This is a genomic window from Pseudalkalibacillus sp. Hm43, from assembly GCF_051842935.1.
Taxonomy (GTDB): domain Bacteria; phylum Bacillota; class Bacilli; order Bacillales; family Fictibacillaceae; genus Pseudalkalibacillus.
In genome coordinates this window covers 1,917,982-1,940,494 of the sequence record NZ_JBPXRR010000001.1, presented here as the reverse complement: position 1 = coordinate 1,940,494, position 22,513 = coordinate 1,917,982, and the positions used below count along the sequence as shown (strand labels likewise).

General features: G+C 41.8%; 26 protein-coding genes. 19 read left to right on the top strand and 7 right to left on the bottom strand.

Going from position 1 to position 22,513, the window contains the following annotated elements:
• Positions 1-133 precede the first annotated feature (133 nt).
• Positions 134-1,225 carry a tetratricopeptide repeat protein gene (locus ACSVDE_RS10350; RefSeq protein WP_439300818.1) on the top strand — a complete coding sequence of 364 codons (1,092 nt, stop codon included), beginning with the start codon at positions 134-136 and terminating at the stop codon, positions 1,223-1,225.
• A 12-nt stretch (positions 1,226-1,237) separates the two neighbouring features.
• Positions 1,238-1,429: a hypothetical protein gene (locus tag ACSVDE_RS10345; RefSeq protein WP_439300817.1), complete on the top strand. Its 192-nt coding sequence runs from the start codon at positions 1,238-1,240 to the stop codon at positions 1,427-1,429.
• Positions 1,430-1,462: 33 nt separating this feature from the next.
• Here ACSVDE_RS10345 and ACSVDE_RS10340 read toward each other — a convergent pair whose 3' ends face one another.
• Genes ACSVDE_RS10340 through ACSVDE_RS10330 form a run of 3 tightly spaced genes read right to left on the bottom strand, consistent with a single transcriptional unit; the run spans position 1,463 to position 5,294 of the window.
• On the bottom strand, positions 1,463-1,675 hold the full coding sequence (locus ACSVDE_RS10340; RefSeq protein WP_439300816.1) for a DUF2536 family protein: 213 nt from the start codon (positions 1,673-1,675) through the stop codon (positions 1,463-1,465).
• A 32-nt stretch (positions 1,676-1,707) separates the two neighbouring features.
• Complete coding sequence (locus tag ACSVDE_RS10335) at positions 1,708-4,833, bottom strand: MMPL family transporter (RefSeq protein WP_439300815.1); 3,126 nt, start codon at positions 4,831-4,833, stop codon at positions 1,708-1,710.
• The gene (locus ACSVDE_RS10330) at positions 4,830-5,294 is read right to left on the bottom strand and encodes a MarR family transcriptional regulator (protein ID WP_439300814.1); all 465 of its coding nucleotides are present in this window, start codon (positions 5,292-5,294) and stop codon (positions 4,830-4,832) included. The genes ACSVDE_RS10335 and ACSVDE_RS10330 overlap by 4 nt, the downstream gene beginning before the upstream one ends.
• Positions 5,295-5,493: 199 nt before the next feature.
• On the opposite strand from ACSVDE_RS10330, the gene ACSVDE_RS10325 reads away from it, so the two are divergent.
• The 15 genes from ACSVDE_RS10325 (at position 5,494) to ACSVDE_RS10255 (ending at position 16,162) form a co-directional block, all read left to right on the top strand.
• On the top strand, positions 5,494-6,144 hold the full coding sequence (locus ACSVDE_RS10325; RefSeq protein ID WP_439300813.1) for a class I SAM-dependent DNA methyltransferase: 651 nt from the start codon (positions 5,494-5,496) through the stop codon (positions 6,142-6,144).
• 12 nt (positions 6,145-6,156) lie between these two features.
• Positions 6,157-6,861 carry a 5'-methylthioadenosine/S-adenosylhomocysteine nucleosidase gene (gene mtnN, locus ACSVDE_RS10320; RefSeq protein WP_439300812.1) on the top strand — a complete coding sequence of 235 codons (705 nt, stop codon included), beginning with the start codon at positions 6,157-6,159 and terminating at the stop codon, positions 6,859-6,861.
• Positions 6,854-7,324 (top strand): S-ribosylhomocysteine lyase, encoded by a 471-nt coding sequence (locus ACSVDE_RS10315; protein ID WP_439300811.1) that lies wholly within the window; start codon positions 6,854-6,856, stop codon positions 7,322-7,324. Before mtnN ends, ACSVDE_RS10315 begins: the two co-directional genes overlap by 8 nt.
• Positions 7,325-7,351: 27 nt before the next feature.
• Entirely contained in the window at positions 7,352-8,275 is a 924-nt protein-coding gene (locus ACSVDE_RS10310; RefSeq protein WP_439300810.1) for a PLP-dependent cysteine synthase family protein, read from the top strand.
• A gap of 1 nt (position 8,276) precedes the next feature.
• Positions 8,277-9,413, top strand: a complete 1,137-nt coding sequence (locus tag ACSVDE_RS10305; RefSeq protein ID WP_439300809.1) for a bifunctional cystathionine gamma-lyase/homocysteine desulfhydrase — start codon at positions 8,277-8,279, stop codon at positions 9,411-9,413.
• A gap of 469 nt (positions 9,414-9,882) precedes the next feature.
• Positions 9,883-10,119: a YrhC family protein gene (locus ACSVDE_RS10300; protein ID WP_439300808.1), complete on the top strand. Its 237-nt coding sequence runs from the start codon at positions 9,883-9,885 to the stop codon at positions 10,117-10,119.
• Between the two features lie 135 nt (positions 10,120-10,254).
• Complete coding sequence (locus ACSVDE_RS10295; protein WP_439300807.1) at positions 10,255-10,920, top strand: GNAT family N-acetyltransferase; 666 nt, start codon at positions 10,255-10,257, stop codon at positions 10,918-10,920.
• A gap of 419 nt (positions 10,921-11,339) precedes the next feature.
• On the top strand, positions 11,340-11,486 hold the full coding sequence (locus tag ACSVDE_RS10290) for a hypothetical protein (RefSeq protein WP_439300806.1): 147 nt from the start codon (positions 11,340-11,342) through the stop codon (positions 11,484-11,486).
• Between the two features lie 113 nt (positions 11,487-11,599).
• On the top strand, positions 11,600-11,746 hold the full coding sequence (locus tag ACSVDE_RS10285; protein ID WP_439300805.1) for a hypothetical protein: 147 nt from the start codon (positions 11,600-11,602) through the stop codon (positions 11,744-11,746).
• A gap of 129 nt (positions 11,747-11,875) precedes the next feature.
• Positions 11,876-12,592, top strand: a complete 717-nt coding sequence (sigK, locus tag ACSVDE_RS10280; protein ID WP_226546564.1) for an RNA polymerase sporulation sigma factor SigK — start codon at positions 11,876-11,878, stop codon at positions 12,590-12,592.
• A gap of 213 nt (positions 12,593-12,805) precedes the next feature.
• Positions 12,806-13,075 carry a 30S ribosomal protein S14 gene (gene rpsN, locus ACSVDE_RS10275; protein WP_439300804.1) on the top strand — a complete coding sequence of 90 codons (270 nt, stop codon included), beginning with the start codon at positions 12,806-12,808 and terminating at the stop codon, positions 13,073-13,075.
• A 22-nt stretch (positions 13,076-13,097) separates the two neighbouring features.
• Positions 13,098-14,246 (top strand): FAD/NAD(P)-binding protein, encoded by a 1,149-nt coding sequence (locus ACSVDE_RS10270; protein WP_439300803.1) that lies wholly within the window; start codon positions 13,098-13,100, stop codon positions 14,244-14,246.
• Between the two features lie 18 nt (positions 14,247-14,264).
• Complete coding sequence (locus ACSVDE_RS10265) at positions 14,265-14,519, top strand: type B 50S ribosomal protein L31 (RefSeq protein ID WP_439300802.1); 255 nt, start codon at positions 14,265-14,267, stop codon at positions 14,517-14,519.
• Between the two features lie 21 nt (positions 14,520-14,540).
• Positions 14,541-14,918, top strand: a complete 378-nt coding sequence (locus ACSVDE_RS10260) for a hypothetical protein (protein ID WP_439300801.1) — start codon at positions 14,541-14,543, stop codon at positions 14,916-14,918.
• A gap of 155 nt (positions 14,919-15,073) precedes the next feature.
• A complete protein-coding gene (locus tag ACSVDE_RS10255; protein WP_439300800.1) occupies positions 15,074-16,162 on the top strand; it encodes an AI-2E family transporter in 1,089 nt (362 codons plus the stop codon).
• A gap of 53 nt (positions 16,163-16,215) precedes the next feature.
• Here ACSVDE_RS10255 and ACSVDE_RS10250 read toward each other — a convergent pair whose 3' ends face one another.
• The 4 genes from ACSVDE_RS10250 to ACSVDE_RS10235 form a co-directional block, all read right to left on the bottom strand.
• A complete protein-coding gene (locus tag ACSVDE_RS10250) occupies positions 16,216-17,337 on the bottom strand; it encodes a M14 family zinc carboxypeptidase (protein ID WP_439300799.1) in 1,122 nt (373 codons plus the stop codon).
• Between the two features lie 15 nt (positions 17,338-17,352).
• Positions 17,353-18,393 (bottom strand): M14 family metallopeptidase, encoded by a 1,041-nt coding sequence (locus ACSVDE_RS10245; protein WP_439300798.1) that lies wholly within the window; start codon positions 18,391-18,393, stop codon positions 17,353-17,355.
• A 220-nt stretch (positions 18,394-18,613) separates the two neighbouring features.
• On the bottom strand, positions 18,614-20,299 hold the full coding sequence (locus ACSVDE_RS10240; RefSeq protein WP_439300797.1) for a M3 family oligoendopeptidase: 1,686 nt from the start codon (positions 20,297-20,299) through the stop codon (positions 18,614-18,616).
• A 103-nt stretch (positions 20,300-20,402) separates the two neighbouring features.
• On the bottom strand, positions 20,403-20,858 hold the full coding sequence (locus ACSVDE_RS10235) for a staygreen family protein (protein ID WP_439300796.1): 456 nt from the start codon (positions 20,856-20,858) through the stop codon (positions 20,403-20,405).
• Between the two features lie 156 nt (positions 20,859-21,014).
• Between ACSVDE_RS10235 and ACSVDE_RS10230 the strand changes: the two genes are divergently transcribed.
• Positions 21,015-21,587, top strand: a complete 573-nt coding sequence (locus tag ACSVDE_RS10230) for an HAD family hydrolase (RefSeq protein WP_439300795.1) — start codon at positions 21,015-21,017, stop codon at positions 21,585-21,587.
• An 85-nt stretch (positions 21,588-21,672) separates the two neighbouring features.
• Complete coding sequence (locus ACSVDE_RS10225) at positions 21,673-22,485, top strand: cupin domain-containing protein (protein ID WP_439300794.1); 813 nt, start codon at positions 21,673-21,675, stop codon at positions 22,483-22,485.
• Positions 22,486-22,513 lie beyond the last annotated feature (28 nt).

Below are 22,513 nucleotides of genomic sequence, written 5' to 3'. Positions count from 1 at the left end.
TTGAAAAATGGTAAAAAAAGGGCTCTTCAATAGGGTGTATGTCCTATCTATTGGAATCAGAAAGGTTTTAAAGAGATTGTGTCGAAAAAGAGTGTAAATTAGAGCCTATTGGAAAAAAGGAGATGAATCGAACGTGGAGGTCATAGTGGATTCGAATGAGATGTCAGATCTACTGAATGGTTGGTATATCCTGATTCGAGATGGTGATGTTGAACGAGCTGCTAGACTAAAAGACGAGGTAGATCACAAAATCAACCGAATGGAGGAAAATCAAAATCTACTCCTTTATTATTCATTGTTAACGTTCCGGTATAATTTGATGAACGTCCAAGCCTACCAGGATGTGAACAGTTTGTTGCAGCAAATTGATCAGGATAAAGGTACGACGGATGATATGTTGGAGTACTACTATCAATTCTTCAAAGGCATCTATCTTTACAAACAAAAGAAGTACGATGAAGCCATCACCCATTATCATTTAGCTGAAAAGAAGCTCAGCTCCATACCTGACCCCATTGAATCCGCGGAATTCCATTATAAGTTGGCTTCGGTTTATTCCCAACACATGAACATATTGAACTCCATTCAACATGCATTCAAAGCGATTGAGATCTTCATGAAAGATCACCATTACCTCCTTCGTACGGCTGATTGCAATAATCTCTTAGGTGCAAATCACATTCTGCTCGGTAATTTTAAACGTGCAGAAGATTATTTAAGAACAGCGATTCAATACGCTCAACAAGGTGAATGTCGAGAAACAGAAGCCATCTCTCTGCACAACCTAGGGTGGATGTACTCTAAAATGGGAGATTCCAGACAAGCCATCACACATCTAGAAGAAAGTCTGAGTTGGATGGTTGAACAGGAGCAATATACTAACCAAGTCAAAACGATGTACATAATGGCGAAAGAATACTTCTCGATGAAGGAAGACCTACAAGCGATGTATTGGGTGGATCGTTGTTATGAAATGTGTGAACGGAATCAAGACCTTGAATATACGGGGAAATTGAACATATTGAAAGCGAAGCATACGCTCAATCTAGCGTCTTATATGACGGTATTGAAAAATGAAATTTCACTCTTTTACGACAGGAAATATTGGTCGAATGTGGAGGATTACTGTCATGAGCTGGCGAATTATTATGAGGAACAAAAAAACATCGAAGAAGCTATGAACTACTACAAGCTTGTCATCTATGCGAAAAATAAATTGATCTAGGGAGGATTTTAGATGAAGAAAGCAGTAGGCATTTGTTTGTTCGTAACAACGATTGTATTCCTGCCATTATCCCTTGGGCATCATGAAGCGCATGACGGAATCATAAAGGATTCCCCATCCCATATGGCTCATGACGGCATCATCAAAGACTCTCCACCAAATTTTGCGCATGATGGCATCATTAAGGATTCTATAGGAGCATAAGAAAAAGAAGCGCTGCGATCAGCGCTTCTTTGTTTATTTTCCATTATAACGATAGTGGACGACTGCAGTATACAGACGATGGCCACTAGAAGGATCCAATGTCACTTGATGGGAAACGTGATGAACCCGGAGCAGAAGAGCTTTGTTTTGCTCAATCTTCTCCTGGATGATCGCTTCTAACTTAGACATTTCATTCGCCTCGTAAAATTCCACTTTGTCTTCGATGAAATCTAAATGTAATTCCAACGCTTTCCACACTCCTCATACGACAATCAATTCTAACTGTTTCGTTTGAAAGGAAGCCAGTTAGCCTCTCCGAACCATTTTACCATGACTGGTACGAATAAAGGTAGAAGGACAAGAGCGTAAAGGAATAATCCTGTCAATACGACCGTTGCGATTTGTAAAAGCGAAAGCACGCCGGAAGGATACATGGCAGCGAACGTTCCTCCGAGGATGACCGCTGCTGATAAGATTACGGTCCCCATATTTTTCATAGATAAGATCATGGCTTCTCTTACCGAAATTTCCTTGTATTCATTGAAGCGATCCATCAGGAAGATGCTGTAATCGACCCCTAGAGCGACAAGGATTACGAAACCGAAAAACGGCACGGTCCAGTTGATGCCTGGGTAGCCGAGGAGGTTGACGAAAATCGCTTCGGTCATCCCCATGGAAGTGAAATACGTCAATATCAATGAAGCTACCAGATAAAGTGGCATGATGATCGATCTCAACAGAATGATCAAGATGATAGAGATTCCAATCAACATGAAGAGTACCGTTCGACTGTAATCGGAATTTGATATCCCTTCCAAGTCATTGTTGATACTCGTTACTCCGCCAATTCCGTAGTCTAGTCCTTCTAGCTGAGTACCTGCCGTTGAACGTTCAATCGCAGATTCGATTTCATTGATTTTGTCCATAGAGTCCGTTGAATAAGGATTCTCAGCAAAAATGACATCCAGGGTCGTTACTTGACGGTTCTCAGACATATACGCATCCAATGCAGATTGGAAATCGTCACTGTCATAGGCTTCATCCGGTATATACCAGCCTGTCGTGGATCTGTTCCCGGTGTTGCTTAAGGATGTTAAATAGTTTTGAGCATCATAAAGTCCATTTGAAATGTCATTCAAGCCGTCCACACTTTGGTCTAGACCATCCGTCAAATCAGACATCTGTTGATCCATTGAACCGAAGCCATCCAATAATTGCTGTTGACCAGAGGCTAGGGAGCCTAGACCATTCGATAAAGCTGGTACATTTTGAATCACTTGATTCTGGCCATTGGCAGCATCATTCAGACCCGATTCAAGCGCCAAAAGTCCTTTTGACACTTCATTCAACCCTGTAGTTACGTTTTCTTGTGCAGCAATGATTTTGTTAAAGTTGCTGTTTGCGATTTGTAATCCTTCAGCTACATCGTGCAAGTTCTTGTTTAAGGCTTCTGTTCCAGCAACGAGTTGGTTCGTGGACGCGATTGAACCTTCCGTAACTTTAAGAATCCTTTGATAGGTTTCATCATTTTTAAGGTCATCTCCGTGCTTTTCACCAAGTTCTTTCAAGTCAGACTGGAGAGACGATAGCGTACTGGAAAGGGTACGCAAGTTTTCCGTAATCCCAGCGTACTGATCATATAAGTCTGATACGCCTTTAGCCGTTTCTTCATACCCACCGAGCAGACTATTTTGGTTTTGAATCAATTCTTTGATACCCGCTTGCGCCTGGTCTATTCCACTTTTAAGTTCAGAGGCACCTGCTGATCCACTCCGGATGCCATTCTCGATTTTTGTCAGTGAGGCACTGAGATCGTTGACGCCTGATTTTAACTCTTGTGTTCCTGAAAGGAGCTCATTGATTCCGCTCGTCGCGTCTTTCAGCTCTGGCTCGGATTTTTTCAATTCAGAGGAAGCTTCTTTCAGACCATCCTCAATCTGATTCAATCCGTCCTTTCCTTCACCTAAACCGTCATTGAGTTGTTCAGCTTGTTTGGCAACGAAAAATTCTTCTACCTGGTCACCCTGCGGTTGAGTAGCACTTCGCACCGTTTCAATTCCTTCGATCTCTTTAATCGAGCGTGTAATTTCTTCGATGATGGGAAGAACCTCTTTGGAATCCATTCTGTCATCGTCCCGTAGGACGACTTTTGTAGGCAGTGACTCGCCTGGACCGAAGCTGTCAGAAATGACATTGAAAGCTTTGACGGAATCATATTCATCCCCGATTTCATTCAAAGAATTGAAGGAGAGTTTTCCATCGTAAGTCACAAGAAACGGTAATGTAATTAGTCCGGCAATCAAAAGGGCCATGAATGGTCTCGCGAAAGTGAAACGTCCTGCCCAACCCCAGAGACGACTTTGTTTATGTTCGAGACTACCTTTAGAAGGCCAGAACAATTTAGGGCCAAGGACTTTCAGGAAGAAAGGTACAATGGTTAGCAATGCGATCATCAATACTCCGACACCGACAGCTACTGCTGCAGCTGATTGATAAAGCTTGAATGTGGAGAACCCGATTGCACTGAAACCGATCATTACAGCAAGTGCACTGAAGATGACGGTTCTCCCAGCGTTACGATAGGTAGCGATGATGGCCGCATCCACATGTTCGTGATGGGACAATTCTTCTTTAAAGCGGCTGAGTAATAGGATACAGTAATCCGTTCCAATCCCGAATAGGATTGCTACTAAGAAAATTTGTGTGAAATTCGATAACGGAAAATCCAATCGATCCACGAGAAAGCCGACGATGGATTGTGATACTAAGTAGGTTAATCCGACTGTTAGTAACGGAATGAGCGGAGCCACAACCGACCGGAAGACGAGAATGAGAACGACAAGGATAAACACAACGGTTATGCCCTCGGTTTTCTTAAGTCCCTCTTGTGAACTGGAGATTAAGTCCTCATCAATCATCCAACTTGTCGTGTAATAATAATCCACCTCGACTGAATCGAGTGCTTCATATAATGCATCGCGCGTTTCAGCTGCCGTTCGATCTTTGAAATGGACGTCCACACCTGCAAGGATGGTGTTTCCATCATCTGAAACGAGCTGGTCTTTTAGTTCAGGCGTTTCAAAATGGGTAGTGATCTCTGTAATGCCTAGTTGATCTTTGTCTTGTTCAAGTGATTGTAACGCTTGCTCTGCTTCGGATATGTCATCCGTTGTTAGTCCCTCTGGATTATGAAAGACGAGCGCTATCCTTGAGCCGTTTTCATCTTCACCTGATGCTTCATCTAAAATTTCATCTGCTTTCGTTGAAGTGTAGCCGTCCGGAACTTGAATTTGACCTTTATCTCTGACCAGAGTCTCCATATTCGGAGCGGTCATCAATAGAGCGACGATTGAAGCGATCCAGACACCGATGATGAGCCATCTTGCTTTGATGATGTGTTTCACTGGTCTACCTCCTTGCATTGAATCAATTCATCAAGAAACCCATCCAGCTTTTCGTACGTCTGGATAAATTGGAGAATCTCTTCCTTCTCAAACTTCTGGATGAAGGAGCCGACCAATTGATGTACTTTCTCTTCTGAAAGCTTGAATAATTCTTCTCCTTTTTCAGAAAGGGAGAGATAGACAATCCGACGATCTTCATGATCTCGTTCACGGTCGACCAATTCTCTCGTTACCAATCGATTGATGATTGCTGTAATTGAGCTTTTTTTAACATGAAAGACGTCAGCAAGTTCTGTTGATGTACATTTTCCCCTCGAGTGGATGTAACGCAATATAAAGTGTTGATCACTCGTCAGTTCCTCACTGATTTCTTCTTTTATGAGCATTTCAGCTTTTTTTGTCACCGAAAACGAAACATTTTCATATCTTTGAATAATTTCTTGAAGTCGAGCAAAATCCATGGATAAGTCCTCCTGAACTATTTAATTAGACAATCTAACTATTAACGAGTCTAACTATAATGGATGGAAAAGTTCTTTGTCAAGAGGCTTTATTTCATTGCTATCTGTCCAGTTGTGTGGTATCTTGTAGCCATATTAAAGTTAATTCATAGTATATTGATAGGAATAATATAGAATGAAAAATAGGAGAGTGGAGAAAGTGGGAAGAGAGTTTATCGATCTCTTTGACAAATGGGCCGATTCTTATGATGATACGGTATCGAGTTCGAGTGAAGACAACGAATATCATGAAGTCTTTACGGGATATCAGGAAATCTTGGACCGCGTCGCGATTGAATCGAAGGGGACGGTGCTTGAATTCGGGGTAGGTACGGGGAACTTGTCCGATGCATTGATGAAGAAGAACTTGAATGTAATCGGTGTAGAACCATCACCTGGAATGAGGCAGAAAACGAACGAAAGATTTCCTGATATGAAGCTATTGGATGGAGATTTCTTGTCGTTTCCTGAACTGGATGAAAAAGTCGATACGATTGTGAGTACGTATGCCTTCCATCATTTGACGGACGAAGAAAAGGAGAAAGCTATCCATAATTATGGAAAGCTCCTTGGGAACAATGGTAGAATTGTATTTGCGGACACCGTATATGAACATGAAGAGGCGAAGAAAGAGATCCATTCCCGTGTGAAAAAGCAAGGGTACAAGAATCTTCTGCATGATCTTCAAACAGAGTATTATACGACAATCGGTGTACTATCCGACATGTTCAACGCACACGGATTCGAAGTCGATTTCGAACGGATGAACCGCTATGTGTGGTTGATGGTCGCCGTCAAAAAAGATACGTAAAGGAATGTAGATATGAAAATTGCAATTATCGGAGCAATGGACGAAGAAGTCATCCTCATGCAGGAATTGATTGAAGACTGCGAAACAAAAACGATTGCAGGCTGCACATTTTATACAGGTACCATATATGACCAAGAAGTCATCTTGTTGAAATCCGGCATTGGAAAAGTAAATGCTGCGATTGCAACGACGTTGTTGAACCAGCTTTACAAACCGGATTATGTTATCAATACGGGGTCTGCTGGAGGATTCAATCCAGAATTGAATGTCGGGGATGTTGTCATCTCATCTGAAATCCGTCACCATGACGTTGATGTGACAGCTTTCGGATACGAGTACGGGCAAGTGCCTGCACTGCCAGCATTTTATATGCCTCATCCACTATTGGTTGAGATTGCAGAAGCAAGTGCGAAGGATGTGACGGATAAGCAGATCGTCAAAGGATTGATTGCATCCGGAGATTCATTCATGAATGATGCTGTCCGGGTAAAAGATGTCCGTGGGAAGTTTCCTGAGCTGTATGCTGCGGAAATGGAAGCAGCAGCAATTGCTCAAGTATGTCACCAATTCGATGTTCCGTTTGTGGTCATCCGGTCGCTATCGGACATCGCTGGAAAAGATGCACCAATGTCATTTGATCAATTTTTGAAAGTGGCGGCTAAAAACTCCGCCGATCTAATATTAAAAATGGTAAAGGAGCTGAAGAAACATGGCTAAAAAAATGAATGTAGAAAGTTTCAATCTCGATCATACGAAGGTACGTGCACCATATGTGCGCCTTGTAGGTGTAACGAAAGGACAGCACGGAGACGAAATCGCGAAGTATGATATCCGATTCAAGCAACCGAACAAAGAACACATGGATATGGCTGGTCTTCACTCTATCGAGCATCTAATGGCTGAAAATATCCGTAATCACCACGATCGTATCATTGATATTGGTCCTATGGGTTGTCAAACTGGCTTTTACCTTGCAGTCCTCAATCAAACAGACCATGATGAAATCCATGATGTGATTGAGAAGACATTGAATGACGTATTGGAAGCAGATGAAGTTCCTGCGTGTAACGAAGTCCAATGCGGTTGGGCTGCGAACCATAGCTTAGAAGGTGCAAAAGAAATTGCACGCGATATGCTAGCAAAACGCAGCGAATGGAAAGAAGTTTTCGGAGAAGAATAAGCTTTATTCGGAGAGGAACCACATTCAATGAGGTATTTTAAAAACGTACAGGAATTGATTGGTCATACACCGTTGGTGGAGATCGCGAACTTCGATCTTCCTGACGGTGTACGACTTTTTGCTAAATTGGAATTCTATAATCCCGGGGGAAGCATCAAGGACCGCCTCGGAAAAGAGCTGTTGGAAGAAGCTTTTGCAAGTGGCAAGCTGAAGCCTGGCGGAACCGTCATTGAACCGACAGCGGGGAACACGGGAATTGGCCTTGCGTTGGCAGCCGTCAACAAAGGAATCAATGTCATTTTCGTCGTACCGGAAAAGTTCAGTGTCGAAAAGCAAGACTTGATGCGAGCACTCGGAGCGGAAATCGTGAATACTGATACGGAAAAAGGAATGCGCGGAGCGATTGAAAAAGCGAAAGAGCTAGAGCAAACGATTGAGAACGCGCATTATCCTGCTCAGTTCGCTAATGCTGCTAATCCAAATACGTACTACAAAACGTTAGGTCCTGAAATTTGGGAAGCGCTTGATGGCAAAGTCAATGTGTTCTTAGCAGGAGCCGGAACTGGCGGAACCTTCATGGGAACGGCCCGCTATCTGAAAGAGCAGAATCCAGATGTGAAGACAGTCATCGTCGAGCCAGAAGGTTCGATCTTGAACGGTGGAGAACCCGGTCCGCATAAGACGGAAGGCATCGGGATGGAGTTTTTACCAGAATATATGGATCCGTCCTATTTCGATGCAATCCATACTGTTGAAGATGTGGATGCATTCGAACGGGTAAAAGAATTAGCTCTGAAAGAAGGCCTCCTCGTCGGCAGTTCCTCTGGTGCTGCATTACATGCCGCACTCATTGAAGCAAGAAAGGCAGAACCAGGAACCAACATCGTTACGGTCTTTGCAGACAGTAGTGAGCGATACTTAAGTAAGAAGATCTATCAAGGAGGCATGTAGGATGAAGCCAAAAACGAAAATGATTCACGCTGGTATTTTCGGGGATGAGCAGACGGGAGCTGTATCCACACCGATCTATCAGGTGAGTACGTATAAACAAGAAAGTGTCGGAAACTTCAAGGGCTATGAGTATTCCCGTACAGGTAACCCGACGCGTTTCGCTTTGGAAGAATTGATTAAGGACTTGGAAGAAGGGGAAGCTGGTTTCGCCTTCGGTTCGGGAATGGCAGCGATCAACTCGATCATGATGATGTTCAATACAGGAGATCATGTCGTTTTCACGGATGATGTGTATGGTGGTACGTATCGTCTCGTATCCAAAGTGTTGAACCGTCTCGGACTTGAGTCCACGTTCGTAGACACGAGCAACTTGGAAAACATCGAGAATGCAATCCAAGAAAACACGAAAGCGATTTATGTTGAGACACCGACGAATCCGTTGTTGAAGGTGACGGACATTGAGGGTGCTTCGAAAATTGCGAAAGCACGCGACCTATTGTTGATCGTCGATAACACGTTCAACACACCATACTGGCAAACACCGATTACGCACGGTGCGGATATCGTATTACACAGTGCGACGAAATACATCGGAGGACACAGTGATGTTGTCGCTGGTCTCGCTGTTGTGAATTCGAAGGAACTTGCTGAGCAGCTTCACTTTATCCAAAACTCTGCTGGAGCAGTTCTTGGACCACAAGATTCTTGGTTGCTAATCCGTGGAATCAAGACGCTTGGACTCCGTATGGAAGCTACTGAAAGCAACACGAAGCAGATTGCAGAATTCTTAGAAGGTCACCCTGCTGTGACGAAAATCTACTATCCGGGTCTTGAATCGCACCCTGGCCATGAATTGTCAAAACGTCAGGCTGGTGGATTCGGAGGAATGATTTCCTTTGATGTAGGTAGTCAGGAGCGTGCGGACCAAGTGTTGAGCAAGACTCGCTACTTCACTCTTGCGGAAAGCTTGGGAGCGGTTGAGAGTTTGATTTCAGCTCCAGCTCGTATGACACACGCATCGATTCCGAAGGAACGTCGTGACGAACTCGGAATTACTGACGGATTACTTCGTATCTCCGTCGGAATTGAAGATGCGGAAGATCTGATTGAAGACTTGAAGCAAGCTTTAGAAGGATAATTGGATTAAAGGGGCTGTTCCTAAAAGTCATTTTTCCAGACTTTTTGAACAGCCCTTTCTTTGTTTATGAATACTTTTATGAAAAGCTTGGTTGTGCGGACATTTGATACCTTATTTCTTCTAAAATGTCTGGATTTAATGGTTATGCGGACATCTAGTACCTTATTCTTTAAAAAACATCAGAATTAAGTCTATTTTTAAGTAAATAGCGAACTAAATGTCCGAGTGGCATTCAATATAGAACAAAATTACAAAAATAGCGAACTAAATGTCCGTAAGTATTGTTTCTAAGCTACTTTTCCTAACAGAACTATGACCAAATCCATTTAACCAAAATTCGGGATATCCCTATAATCATTCTTCCAGACTTTTGGATCACCCCCTTTTTGGTAACTTAAGGAATTGTCAGAAAATCTCTTATTCTCTCACTCTAGACATGTTAATATGTACAAAGTAAGGGGTGGGGAAATTGTCTAAAGAAATGGTAAAGAATCTACAAGAGAAAATTGCAGATTTCAAACGGTTCAGCTTTGTTCTACTATCATTAAGTGCATTTCTCTACATCGGAAGTATCGTTCCTTTTGAAGGAAAAGAGACAGCAGATCAACTCATGCTACTAAGTGCAAGTTACACATTCTTAGGGGTTACAATCCTTTTTTATCGAAGAATTTCAGTTTGGAAAAAGAAACTGAATACAGATCAATAGATATATATGTAAAAGCTCAGAGCTATGGCTCTGGGCTTTTTTTATATCATTAAAATTACACAGGTCATGAAGCAGGATTTCCAATTCCCCTATCTAAATATATGGGTACGACATACATAAAGGGGTTCATTGAACATGGAATTTTCCCAGTACCTGTTTCAAGATGATCATCCGTTCAAAACGACGATCCGTAATTACACCGAACGCGACTTCGAGCAGTTGATTAAAATCCAAAAAGAGTGCTTCCCACCCCCTTTTCCTTCTGATTTGTGGTGGACAGAAGATCAGCTGTCCAATCATATCCGTCTTTTTCCTGAAGGAGCGATATGTGCGCAAGTCGGGGCGGAGCTTGCGGGCTCTATTACGACGTTGATTGTAAACCATAAAGGTGAAGACCATACATGGGAAGAGATCACTGGAAATGGTTCAATAAGCAATCATGACCCGAACGGCAACGCACTGTATGTGGTCGATATCAGTGTGCGACCTAAATACAGGAAGACGGGGCTGGGGAAACTGTTGATGCAAGCTTTATTCCATCTTGTTGTGGAACTGAAACTGGAGTCCGTCCTCGGCGGCAGTCGCATGCCCGGTTATGAAAAAGTTCAGGATCGACTGTCACCAAATGCGTATTTGGAGAGTATTATGGAAGGTACGCTAAAAGATCCTGTGGTGAGTTTCCTAATGAAAGCCGGACGCACGCCAGTCAAATTGCTACCCAACTATTTAGATGATCCGGAGTCCGCCAATTATGGGGTCTTGATGGAGTGGAAAAACCCATTTTTAGAAAAAAGTAAATAATTTTTCAATTTGCGGTTTACAATTGGATTGCTTATGGGTATACTTTACTCTGCAGGTTAAAATTACTAAAGGAGGTCGAACGAAATGATGATCATGACAAACTGGAAAGCAAACAACGCACAACCCAATATGAAAAGTAGTTCGACCAGTGAAACGAACGATTTTTAAACATTGAACTTTGTTAAAATCGCCACAGGTCGACGACTGCCTGTGGCTTCTTTATGCCTATAAAAGACAGTAGACCATTTCTGTCTTCATGCCGACCTACGCCACAGGGAGTTATTCCTGTGGCGTTTTTATATGAATGAATTCTGAAAGGAGGCTGAACAACATGTGGAAGAAGATTAAAAAACAAAAACGTTGGCACAAGCGGGGGCTAAACCCAGATTAATCGATTCATAGAAAGGAGGGATTCCGCTATGATGCCGGTGCATTTATTCATTTTAACCATTATTAAAAACATGAAAAGTGAAATGACGTATGAAGAGAACCAGAAACGTCAAGAAGTCGAAGAGTTCTACAGTCAGAACCGTGACAAAGCCTTTTATTACATGTCTCACATGTAAAAACGATAGAGGAGGATGAAGAAAATGAGGAGAGGAAAAGTATTTCTAGATTGGATTGTAACGGAGAAAGATACCACCTGAAAGGAAATTGTTAGCCAAAGGAGTGATAGAGTATGATGCCATTTCAATTATTTATTTTGACGATTATCAAAAAAGTACGTACGCATGAAGTCGATCCGAATATATTGGAACACCAAGCACGCGTTCAGTCGATGATGGACGCTGCACACGATAAGTCCAACACCTTCATGAATATGTAATGAAAAAGAGCAAGCGGGGGACGCCACCGCTTGCTCTTACTATTTTTAAAATAAATTAGTACAGACACAACCAAGCCCAACCCATCATAGGTATAAGTATGTGTGATAGCTGCCTATGGAGGTGAGGGTGTGTCCAGCATCATCGCAGCACTCGCTTATTTCTTCAAAGAAGTCATGTTCTTCGTCTCATATGTGAAGAACAATGCGTTTCCACAGCCATTGTCACCTAAAGAAGAAGCGAAATATCTTAAAGAGATGGCGGAGGGTAGTGAAGAAGCACGCAATCGTCTGATTGAACACAATTTAAGGTTAGTTGCACATATTTGCAAAAAGTTCGAAAACACAGGTGAAGACACGGAAGACTTGATTTCAATCGGTACCATCGGGCTGATCAAAGCGATCGAGAGCTATTCCAGAGGGAAAGGAACGAAGCTTGCAACCTACGCTGCCCGTTGTATTGAAAACGAAATCCTCATGCATTTGAGAGCCATCAAGAAAACGAAAAAGGATGTCTCCTTACACGACCCGATCGGAACGGATAAAGAGGGCAATGAAATCACCCTAATCGATGTCTTGAAAGCGGACTTGGATGACATTGTCGACACGATCCAGCTCAAGATGGAAAAGAAACAGATCTACGAGCACATTCATATTTTGGATGATCGCGAGAAAGAAGTCATCGTCGGGCGCTTCGGACTCGACATGGAAAAAGAACGGACTCAACGAGAGATCGCAAAAGACCTGGGAATCTCAAGAAGCTATGTCTCTCGTATAGAAAAGCGCGCTTTAATGAAATTGTTCCATGAGTTTTATAGACAGCGGAATGACAAAGAAAAAGGATCGTGAAAAGAGAACAGCCCATGGTGCCTACACCAGGGCTGTTCTTTGTTAGTCAACCGGTAACCTTACCCAAAGAAATATTCATGGTTTACAAATGGAAGAGGAATCTTTATACTATTCCTATAACAAATCGTAATCATTACGGTTTGTATTTTTTCTATATTAAATCGTAACCATTTCGATTTATAAGAAACAATTAGAAAAGGAGCATATACAGTTATGGCTAAAAAGTCCAAAGTTGCGAAAGAGCGTAAACGACAAGAGATGGTTGAGCACTATGCTGAAATCCGGAGAAAATTGAAAGAGGAAGGGGATTACGAGGCACTGCGGAAACTCCCCCGAGATTCTTCCCCGACACGTTTGAAAAATCGATGTGAAGTAACAGGAAGGCCTAGAGGTTATTTAAGAAAATTCAAAATGTCTCGTATTGCGTTTAGAGAATTTGCCCATAAAGGACAGATTCCTGGTGTTAAAAAATCAAGCTGGTAATACATTTTAAAGGAGAATTGCAATGAAGGAATGGGTGATTGTCGGAGGTGGCGTGCATGGGTGTACAATTGCTACTTATTTATTGAAAAACAAAGATATGAAACCTTCAGATATACAAATCATTGATCCTTATCAAAAACCTATGCAGAGTTGGAGAAAGTTGACTTCACGCATTGGCATGGACTACCTCCGCTCTCCTGTCGTTCATCATATCGATCCATATCCCTTCAGCCTCGAAAAGTTTGCTAAAGGTACATCTTCACTTGATGTTTTCTATGGCTACTATTCAAAACCAAAACTAAGTTTATTTAACGCACATTGTAAACATATTTTCGATGAAGTTAAATTGGAGACATGTTGGAAAGTCGGTTTTGTTAAGGATTTGATACAACAAGAAGATCACTGGATTGTTATTACGACTGATGGAGATGAGATTCCTTCCAAAAAGGTCGTTTTAGCAATGGGGGTCAATAATCGCCCATATTACCCAGATTGGGCAAAAGTAAGGTCTGAGAAAGTGTTTCATATCTTTGATTGTGATCTGCCTTCATTCAAGGGTGTAACTTTACCGGTCGTTATTATTGGAGGTGGTATCACGGCATCCCATTTAACGAATAAAATTTGCAAAGACACCGAGCTACCGGTGATTCAGATAAAGCGACATCCTACCCGTGTTCATGAGTTTGACAGTGATCCGGGATGGATAGGTCCTAAAAATTTAAACACATACAGTAAGGTGAAAGATTTTAACGAACGTAGAAGGATCATTACCGATGCGAGGTACAGAGGATCTACAACGAAATCGCTCTATCGCAGACAAAAACACCTCGAACAAAAGAAGAGATTGAACGTGATCACAAGTGAAGTATCAAACTGTTGGATTGATGAAGATATTCATTTACTTTTGAAGGATGGTTCCCAGATTGACGCCTCATATGTCATTTTAGCTACTGGAGTTGAGGGTGTTTTACCTGGGAAGGAATGGCTAGAGCGAACGATAAAACGGTATGATCTTAAATGTGCAGAATGTGGTTTTCCAATCATAACGCATCACTTGGAATGGGACAAAGGTCTCCATGTAGCAGGTGCGTTGGCTGAACTGGAAATTGGACCCGTGTCCAGGAACATTTCCGGTGCAAGAAAAATCGCTGAACGAATATCAGCAATGTAAAGTAAAGGAGAGATCATAATGAAAAAAGGAATACATCCAGAATATCGGCAAGTAGTTTTTATGGATACGAATAGCGGATACAAATTCATGTCAGGGTCGACGAAGACCTCTAATGAAATAATCGAATGGGAGGATGGAAACGCTTATCCATTAATTAAAGTGGATGTGAGTTCGGATACACATCCTTTTTATACAGGTAGACAGAAGTTTGCGGACAGTGGTGGACGCGCTGAGCGTTTCTTGAAGAAATACAATATGGATAAAAAAGATTAAGAAAATCGAGGAGAGAGCAGAATGAATGATTATTTGTCTGAAATGCTCATAAGAGAAATTGTTAAATCTCTTCCTGAACAAAAAAGAAAGGTGTATGAATACATCGTAGATAAGGAAGAGTATCTAGCACAGCAATCCGTTACTTCAGCAGAGTTCATCGACAAATTGCAAATGCATTCACCTTATCGTCAGGCAGCAAAGCATTTCAGACAGCCCATTCGGGAAATTGATCGCCTGATGAAGGACATCGAAAAGACGATTGATGCCGAACTTCATATAAAGTTAAATGAATTACAATGGTTGGACTGCACAGACCTAGTTAGCAAGAACTCTGAGCGGAAAGCAGCTTTTTTATTATCTTGGAACCCGTTAAAGATAAACAAAAGTAATATTGGTTGAAGATCGTCAACTTCCCGAGTAAGGCTCTAAGGGAAAACCATTCGACAAGAAAAAGGATCTTAAATGTAAAACAGCTCACGGCCTGGATAGGCTGGAGCTGTTTTATTTTTGCGCAATGGAGGGTATGGAGTTAGAGATTAGAAAGGAGCTTGCCGATGCTGCAATCCAAAATGTTCAGAAGTTTGATTTGGGTTCTGTTAATCTTTGTCATCATTTGGGTCGGAACCCAAATTTCCTTCTTATTCAGACCCATCGGAATATTAATTACTACATTGTTTTTTCCAATCGTTGTATCAGGTGTATTCTTTTATTTATTCCGTCCGATTGTACATTTGATCCAAAGGTTTAATGTTCCGAAGATCTTTAGCATCCTCCTTGTTTATGTTATTTTTGGCGGTCTCATAACGGGTGTTGTATGGGCGTTTGGACCCGTTCTCCAAGAACAAGTGAAAAGTTTGATTGAGGGAGCTCCAGAGCTTGCAGAGAAATTCAAAGATAAAATGGGAGAATGGAAGCAAAACCCGGTTGTGGCACGTGTGATGGAGAGTGGTGTGTTGAACGATGGTAAGTTGACAGAACGCATTTCGAGTTCAGTAGGGAATCTTACTTCATCAGTTGGAAATCATATCGTATCTTTTCTAAGTGTCTTAACCAACATTATCGTCATTCTGATTCTTTTACCATTTATTCTGTTCTATATGTTAAAAGATGGCCATAAACTTCCTGGATCCATCCTCCGTTTTCTACCTGAAAAGCACCGGGATGAAGGAAAAAGTATACTAGATGATATGGATAAAGCTTTAAGTGGATTCATCCAAGGTCAATTGATTGTAAGTTTGTTCATCGGAACGTTCGTCTATATCTGGTATCTGATCATTGACCTGGAGTATGCGCTCGTTCTTGCTTTGATTGCTTTATTCCTGAATGTCGTACCATTTGTTGGACCGATTATTGGCACTGCGCCAGGAGTTATTGTAGGACTACTACAATCTCCGATGACAGCACTTTATGTAATTCTCGGCGTAATCGTCATTCAACAGATTGAAAGCAATTTGATCTCTCCTCAGGTGATGGGGAAAAGGTTAAGTATGCATCCACTGACTGTCATTCTACTATTGTTGGTAGCTAGCAGTATTGCAGGTGTTCTAGGTTTGATCCTTGCCATTCCAACCTATGCGATCGGTAAGGTACTCGTCATCCATACGAGACGATTGATCCGATTACACAGGAATGAGATATCTTAAGCATAAAAAACTCAAAAGGCAGTTAGCCTTTTGAGTTTTGTGATTCATCCTACTTATGGAATGGGGAGGATACCTGCATAGTCTGTATAGTAGCCTGCTGCAGGATAAGCGGGTATGTCGTTCCAATGTTCAGGATCGACATCTTTGATCTCATTTGTAGCAATACCTGTAAGCAAAGCTTTCAATGCAATGTAGTTTTGTTTCGTTAAATAGCCATTCGATTTTTGTCCGAGGTTTCCTTCTCTTGTATTGCCCTTCGTTTCAAAGAAGATAGCAGGGTTACTGTGACCATCTGGATTCAAGTTATCATAGTTCAAGCCTAGCATCATGGCAGAGACGACCCCGCCTTTAATGTCGATGTAATATTTCGTATCTCCACCGACTTGGTATTGGTCGATATGTGTGTAGCCATAGTGATTGAGTTGATCATATACATACGCTTGCATCTGCTTCGTAACTGTATTGTAGTATCCATCTTGGAGTCCAGGTAACGTAGGACCATCAGGTGCTAAAGAGATCCCTAAAGAAAAGCTGGTAGATTCATCGGTCCCGTACACCGTTTTGAACCCTTGATGGTGCAGATCAACTGCATAATCCGGCTTTACATCCGCCCAGTAAGCATAAACAACTTCAGATTCCTTCGCTTTAAAACCATCCAATGCCCAATCACGATTTAAATCGATGTATGTGGATTCTTCCTCATCCGAAAGCTTTGTCCCACGGGTATTCATGACGCTTCCATCAGGATTATAGATCGGAATGACATACAAGGTAAGCTCATTCAATAATGTTTCTACGTCTTTATGACCAGAGCTTACCAACGTTTTTAAAAGTTGCATGACCGCTTCTGTCGTCAGTTTCTCATCTCCATGGATTTGGGCTTGAATCCATATATCCTTTTCACCTTGACCGATTTTTGCACTGTAGATGCTACGGCCTTGTTCTGTTTTTCCATAATCGTCAAGAGTACGAACTTCCATTTTTCCTTTACTTTGTTTTTCCAAGTGGTGTAATTGATCGACCATTTCTTCATAGGTCATGATACTGTTGATGTTATCATTGCCATTGGTTGATGGACCTCCTGGTTTCGAGTGGTCCGAGGCATAGGCGCTACCAACTCCTGTAAGCAAAGCCACAATCGAAAATACTGTGATGAATTTTATCCATTTATACATAAAAAGCCTCCTCAATTATTCGCTTTTCCAACCACTTTCGGGAAGTGTGTCCCAAAAAGAAGTATCTGCTTTTTCAATCGAACCGTCAGCTATGGCTTCAATTGCTGCTTCCATTGCTACGACAGCTTGCTGGATGAGATATCCGTTACTTTTTTGTCCAAGTACATAAGGCTCATAATAATGATCAGCCATCCCTCTCATTTCCATCAATAGAGTTGAAATGCCGTACTCCATCGCGATTCCGTTCCGACCGATTGTCGGAGCGGTTCCACCTCTATACTTCGACAAAGTCCCATATCCTTTTGCTTCAACGGCTTCATAAACGACTGAACCTAGCTGCATGGAAGCTTCAACAACTTCTGGATCCACTTCAGGATTCGTTGGATACAAGATAGACCCTGATACAAGTTCATCACTGTCGCCTAGGGTAGTTTGTGTACCTTGATGATGCAGATCAATCATATATTCCGGTTGATACTTTTGGAGAACATTTTCATGGAATGATTGAGTTTCAGGCTGCTCTTTTGCCACATGGTCACGGTTCAAGTCCACTTCATTTGCGTTATAGCGTGTATGCGTTCCAGCTACATAGTCGTCTAGTGAAAAGTTGACATCCCCTTCAGCACCATCTACGTTCAAACGAGGAGCTACAAGGACGTTCACATTTTGAAGCATCTCTTTCACATTCTTGCTGCTAGAAGCTAACTGTTGGATCAGCTTTAGTGCGCCTTCCGTTGTAAGGGTTTCATTACCATGTTGTTGTGTAAGGAAAAGAATGGTCGGATTTTCAGGGTTACTTATGAACTTGGCCAGAAATAGATCCCTTTCTTTAACGGATTGGCCATATACTTCTAAAGTCAGTGCTTCAGATTTTTTATCTTGCTTGTGCAAGAAATCGACCATTTCTTCATAATTGTGCAGTCTTTCATTCATAATGGTTTCATTACCATTATAGTTCGGACCTTCTCCTGTAGCATTTGCATCTCCCATCGGTACGCTGAAAATCATTCCAGTACTAAGTACGACACTTGATACGATTGACCACTTTTTCTTCATCATCCTACTCCTTTCGGGAATCGAAATATATTTACACCTTTCTGCTCGTTCCGACATTTTTCCTTTTAATAATGGATAAACAGGCTAGAGGGGCTAATGTATCGACATAAAACATCAAATTACTATCTTGGTAGGAGACTACAGAACTAGTCTTTTATATTCAGAAATACGCTACAAAAAAAAGACCCGTCAAGTAGACGAGTCTTCTTCTTTCCCTCCATCAATTCTTCAATTGCTCAAGCTCATTGTGTGCGAAATTCATCAATTTTTCGACTATTTCTTCAGAGAAGTCAAATCGAATGCCAGCGGCTTCATACACTTCAGGAAGAGATTTTGAGCTTCCTAAAGAAAGTGCTTGTTTATAATTTGCTAGTGTCTGATCATGGTTTTCTTTGAACTGCATGTAGAGTTGTACAGCTCCGAGTTGGGCAATCGCGTATTCAATAAAGTAGAAAGGCACTTCGAAAATATGAAGAACAATGAACCAATTCAGTTCTTTCCATTTTTCGCGTCCGTTCCAATTTACGACCCCACTGCTGAACTCGTTGGAAAGCTCCACGTATCTTTCTTGGCGTTGTTCTACAGTATGGTTTGGATTCTCATAAAGCCAGTGTTGGAATTGATCAATGACCATGACACTCTGCAGCATGCCGATTACATCTTCCCACTGTTTCTTTTGGGCGCGGATGAAATCCTCTTGATTCGGATAATATTCTTTCCAGTCGCGCAACGTGAACAATTCCATGCTCATGCTTGCCAGTTCTGCTGATTCCATGGGGATTTCACGATACTTCCCTAATCGAATATCCCGTTTCATACGGTCATGGATGCAATGGCCCATTTCATGTACGAGGGTAATCAGGTCACTGTGAGCTTTGGCTGCGTTCATGAAGATGAAGGACATTCTGGAAACAGGTAAGTATTCACAAAAACCACCCTGGGCCTTGCCTTTCCGGCTTTCCAGATCTAGCTTCCCTTGCTCATCCATTTCCTTTAAAAGCATTGAAAATTCCGGGTCCAGCTTATTTAAGATTCCTGATGTTTTTTCCAAGAAGGTATCCATCTCTTCATAAGGCTTAAGGGGCTCTAAACCAGAAGCTTCAGCATGCTGATCCCAAGGGAAGTAGTCATCCAAACCGAGTTCGTTTTTGTGTTGCTGTTGAATTTGCCTGTTAAGCGGGACAGCGTGCTTTGCAACAGCATCGGCTAATTGTTTGCAATCCGCTGGACCATAGTCAAAGCGCTCATACTTCGCAAACATATAATCTCTGAAATTGGCGAACCCGACGTTCTTCGCCTTTTGATCTCTCAGTTGGATGAGTTCAGTGAGAATAGGCTGTAGATCGTCAGCCATAGACTCGAACTTTTCATACATAAGGGTCATCGATTGTTGCCGTTTATCACGATCGTGGCTTTTGAAAACCTGGCGTAATTCGCTGAAGGTCAGTTCTTTCCCTTCCCACGGATAAGTGAGTCCACCCATTAACTCAAAGTATTTGTTGACGAGATGATCTTCCTTCACTTCAATTTCAATATTCTCTTCACTATACAACTTCATCGCAAGCTCTTTGCTCTTGATGAAGCGGCCATAATAAGCTTGATCGAGTTGATGTCGAAATGGAGTCTGCATGAACTTCTCATCAAGCTTAAACTTATATCGTTTCATCAGTGGCTTTACTTTTTCCTGATCATGTTCCACGGCTTTTTTCTTATCCTCGTCATTACTATAGCATTGAAAATCTATATAATGTCCCAACGTACTTTCTTCAACCATGTCATACAGCTCTGTCTGGGCAAGGAGCCATTTTTCCAATTCCTCAACAGAGTCAATCGAGGTATTCAATAATTTCTTCAATTCCACTTCCAATACATTCAGATCATTTACCTTTTCCATGTACACAGTCATTTTTCGTCCTCCTCCAATGGTTCTATGACATTAATTCCACTTTGGTAATTAAATCCCTTTTTTGCTAGTGGAAATCCGTCTGTAGTCTGAGGAGAATTAAATGTTAAACATAATCTCTCAGTGTGCCAAAGTAGAAAGTCTGATTGTATTCCGGATAGGTGGAGTTGAACTGGATATAGATGGGTGCATCAAGAAGGTACGGGTGATTGGAAAGAAACGGCTGGTCTCCATATAGCATGCCTTTTAATGCTGTACCCATCTCTTTTCGGAAGATGTTGAACCGCCGTTCTGTCACTTCTTTGCTGAATTCTCCACCATCTACATAAACCTCACCGAATAAATGGTAGCGGCCATATCTGTCCCTTCTCCATTCAGCAATGACTTCATCGCGCATCTGTTGATCGATACTTTCCAGATCAATCCTACAACCAACTGATAAAAACAATTCTCCAGTGATATCAGAATGAGTCAGTGTGTATTTCCTTCCTACAACAGGGTAGTTGGGATTAGCGGGAGGTAAGAATTTCGTACTTACTTTGTTTGGGTCAAAAGTGGACATAACTTCCCTCCTCATCGGTAAAAGATAGGGGTAACGTTTTACACAATGTATTACGAATCCACATTTGTTATGTTGGTGAAGTGAAATGAATGTACTCAGAGGAAATGGAGCAGTAGTTGGAGAAACTGTCTAGAGAAGTCATTGAGGAGGTTACATATGAACATTTTATGGGATTTTGATGGAACGATGGTGGACAGCTATCGTTTGTTCGTCAAGCTATTTAAAAAGATGCTAGATGACGATACAACAGAAGAGGAGATCCTCAGTCACATGAAAGTATCATTTAGACACGCGTTCAACCACTTCGGTGTGACGGATGAACAAAAGAAATACTTCCAAGCGATGGAGCGGGAATTGGAGCCTGCAGAGTTTGAGCTATTTGAAAGTCTGGAAGATGTACTGAAGCTCGCTGAACATAATTTTGTCGTTACCCATAACTCCAGAGAAGTCGTGAGAAGAGTCTTGGAACATCATCAGTTGGACCACTATTTTACAAAGATCATCGGGTGGGAGGATGAATTCCCGAGAAAACCAGATGCGACTGCCTACAAACATATTTTAAAAGAACATTCGATTGACCTTGTGGTCGGTGATCGAGAGCTGGATCTGCTCCCTGCGAAAGAATTAGGAATTCCAGCTTGCAGCTTCCAGGACCCTGACATCCCAGGAATGGATTATTATGTGGATTCCTATTCTGAATTGTATGACCTAATCAAGAAAAAACACTAGGATGATTTAACAACCGAAAACAACGTACATATTTCAGACCTGGGCATAAGATAACGATAGAATGCACAGGAAAGGAAGGTAGAGTATGTACAGAGATCCTCAACCAGTCGCCGATGCTTTACTTGCCGGAATAAAAAGAGAAGCATCTGCTATCCAATTTTACAGCCGATTAGCGCAGTCGGCACCGGATCAAAGGCACCAATATGAAATCCTTCAAACACTACAAAATAAAAAAGTGCAGTTGAAACAATTTACCGAATACTATAGAGGGCTTACAGGTACTCAGCCAGAGTACGAAATAAAAGAAGTCCCTTTTCAAAACTATGCGGAAGGTCTTCAGAGAGCCTATCAATCCGAAATTGAAGGATTCCATGAATATCAAAAAAACTGCTACTCAACCCAGCAACCTGTTTTCTTCCAAGCGATGAACTCTGAACGGATGAATGCCGCTCGATTCAAGTTTTTAACGAAATATTTCCCCTATCGGTTGAAAGATTATGGGGGAGAGCCTTTTGTCATTGATATTGAAAAGGCTACCTTACAGAATGATAATTTCCGTACAGCCTTATGGACAGGAGATAACCTACAGCTGACTTTAATGAGTATTGGTGTGGGAGAGGATATAGGCTTAGAAATACATCCTGAATTGGATCAATTCATCCGTCTCGAACAAGGTCAAGGCTTCGTCCAAATGGGAGATGACCCCAATAATTTGGATTATGAAGCAGAAGTATTTGATGATTATGCCATCTTCATACCTGCTGGTAAATGGCACAATGTGACCAATACCGGTAAAGAGCCAATGAAGCTCTATGCCATCTATGCACCACCAGAGCATCCATTTGGAACGGTGCATAAGACGAAAAAGGATGCGCTGGAAGCAGAAGGCACTTATTGATTGCAAAGAAGGAGGATGGGCAGGTCCC

Coding starts and splice junctions, on each gene's coding strand:
- ACSVDE_RS10225 (WP_439300794.1), top strand. CDS start 21,673: ATGTACAGAGATCCTCAACCAGTCGCCGATGCTTTACTTGCCGGAATA.
- ACSVDE_RS10250 (WP_439300799.1), bottom strand. CDS start 17,337: ATGTATAAATGGATAAAATTCATCACAGTATTTTCGATTGTGGCTTTG.
- ACSVDE_RS10270 (WP_439300803.1), top strand. CDS start 13,098: ATGAAGGAATGGGTGATTGTCGGAGGTGGCGTGCATGGGTGTACAATT.
- ACSVDE_RS10265 (WP_439300802.1), top strand. CDS start 14,265: ATGAAAAAAGGAATACATCCAGAATATCGGCAAGTAGTTTTTATGGAT.
- ACSVDE_RS10310 (WP_439300810.1), top strand. CDS start 7,352: ATGAGGTATTTTAAAAACGTACAGGAATTGATTGGTCATACACCGTTG.
- rpsN (WP_439300804.1), top strand. CDS start 12,806: ATGGCTAAAAAGTCCAAAGTTGCGAAAGAGCGTAAACGACAAGAGATG.
- mtnN (WP_439300812.1), top strand. CDS start 6,157: ATGAAAATTGCAATTATCGGAGCAATGGACGAAGAAGTCATCCTCATG.
- ACSVDE_RS10255 (WP_439300800.1), top strand. CDS start 15,074: ATGCTGCAATCCAAAATGTTCAGAAGTTTGATTTGGGTTCTGTTAATC.
- ACSVDE_RS10295 (WP_439300807.1), top strand. CDS start 10,255: ATGGAATTTTCCCAGTACCTGTTTCAAGATGATCATCCGTTCAAAACG.
- ACSVDE_RS10260 (WP_439300801.1), top strand. CDS start 14,541: ATGAATGATTATTTGTCTGAAATGCTCATAAGAGAAATTGTTAAATCT.
- ACSVDE_RS10305 (WP_439300809.1), top strand. CDS start 8,277: ATGAAGCCAAAAACGAAAATGATTCACGCTGGTATTTTCGGGGATGAG.
- ACSVDE_RS10315 (WP_439300811.1), top strand. CDS start 6,854: ATGGCTAAAAAAATGAATGTAGAAAGTTTCAATCTCGATCATACGAAG.
- ACSVDE_RS10330 (WP_439300814.1), bottom strand. CDS start 5,294: ATGGATTTTGCTCGACTTCAAGAAATTATTCAAAGATATGAAAATGTT.
- ACSVDE_RS10240 (WP_439300797.1), bottom strand. CDS start 20,299: ATGACTGTGTACATGGAAAAGGTAAATGATCTGAATGTATTGGAAGTG.
- ACSVDE_RS10290 (WP_439300806.1), top strand. CDS start 11,340: ATGATGCCGGTGCATTTATTCATTTTAACCATTATTAAAAACATGAAA.
- ACSVDE_RS10230 (WP_439300795.1), top strand. CDS start 21,015: ATGAACATTTTATGGGATTTTGATGGAACGATGGTGGACAGCTATCGT.
- ACSVDE_RS10245 (WP_439300798.1), bottom strand. CDS start 18,393: ATGAAGAAAAAGTGGTCAATCGTATCAAGTGTCGTACTTAGTACTGGA.
- ACSVDE_RS10285 (WP_439300805.1), top strand. CDS start 11,600: ATGATGCCATTTCAATTATTTATTTTGACGATTATCAAAAAAGTACGT.
- ACSVDE_RS10235 (WP_439300796.1), bottom strand. CDS start 20,858: ATGTCCACTTTTGACCCAAACAAAGTAAGTACGAAATTCTTACCTCCC.
- ACSVDE_RS10345 (WP_439300817.1), top strand. CDS start 1,238: ATGAAGAAAGCAGTAGGCATTTGTTTGTTCGTAACAACGATTGTATTC.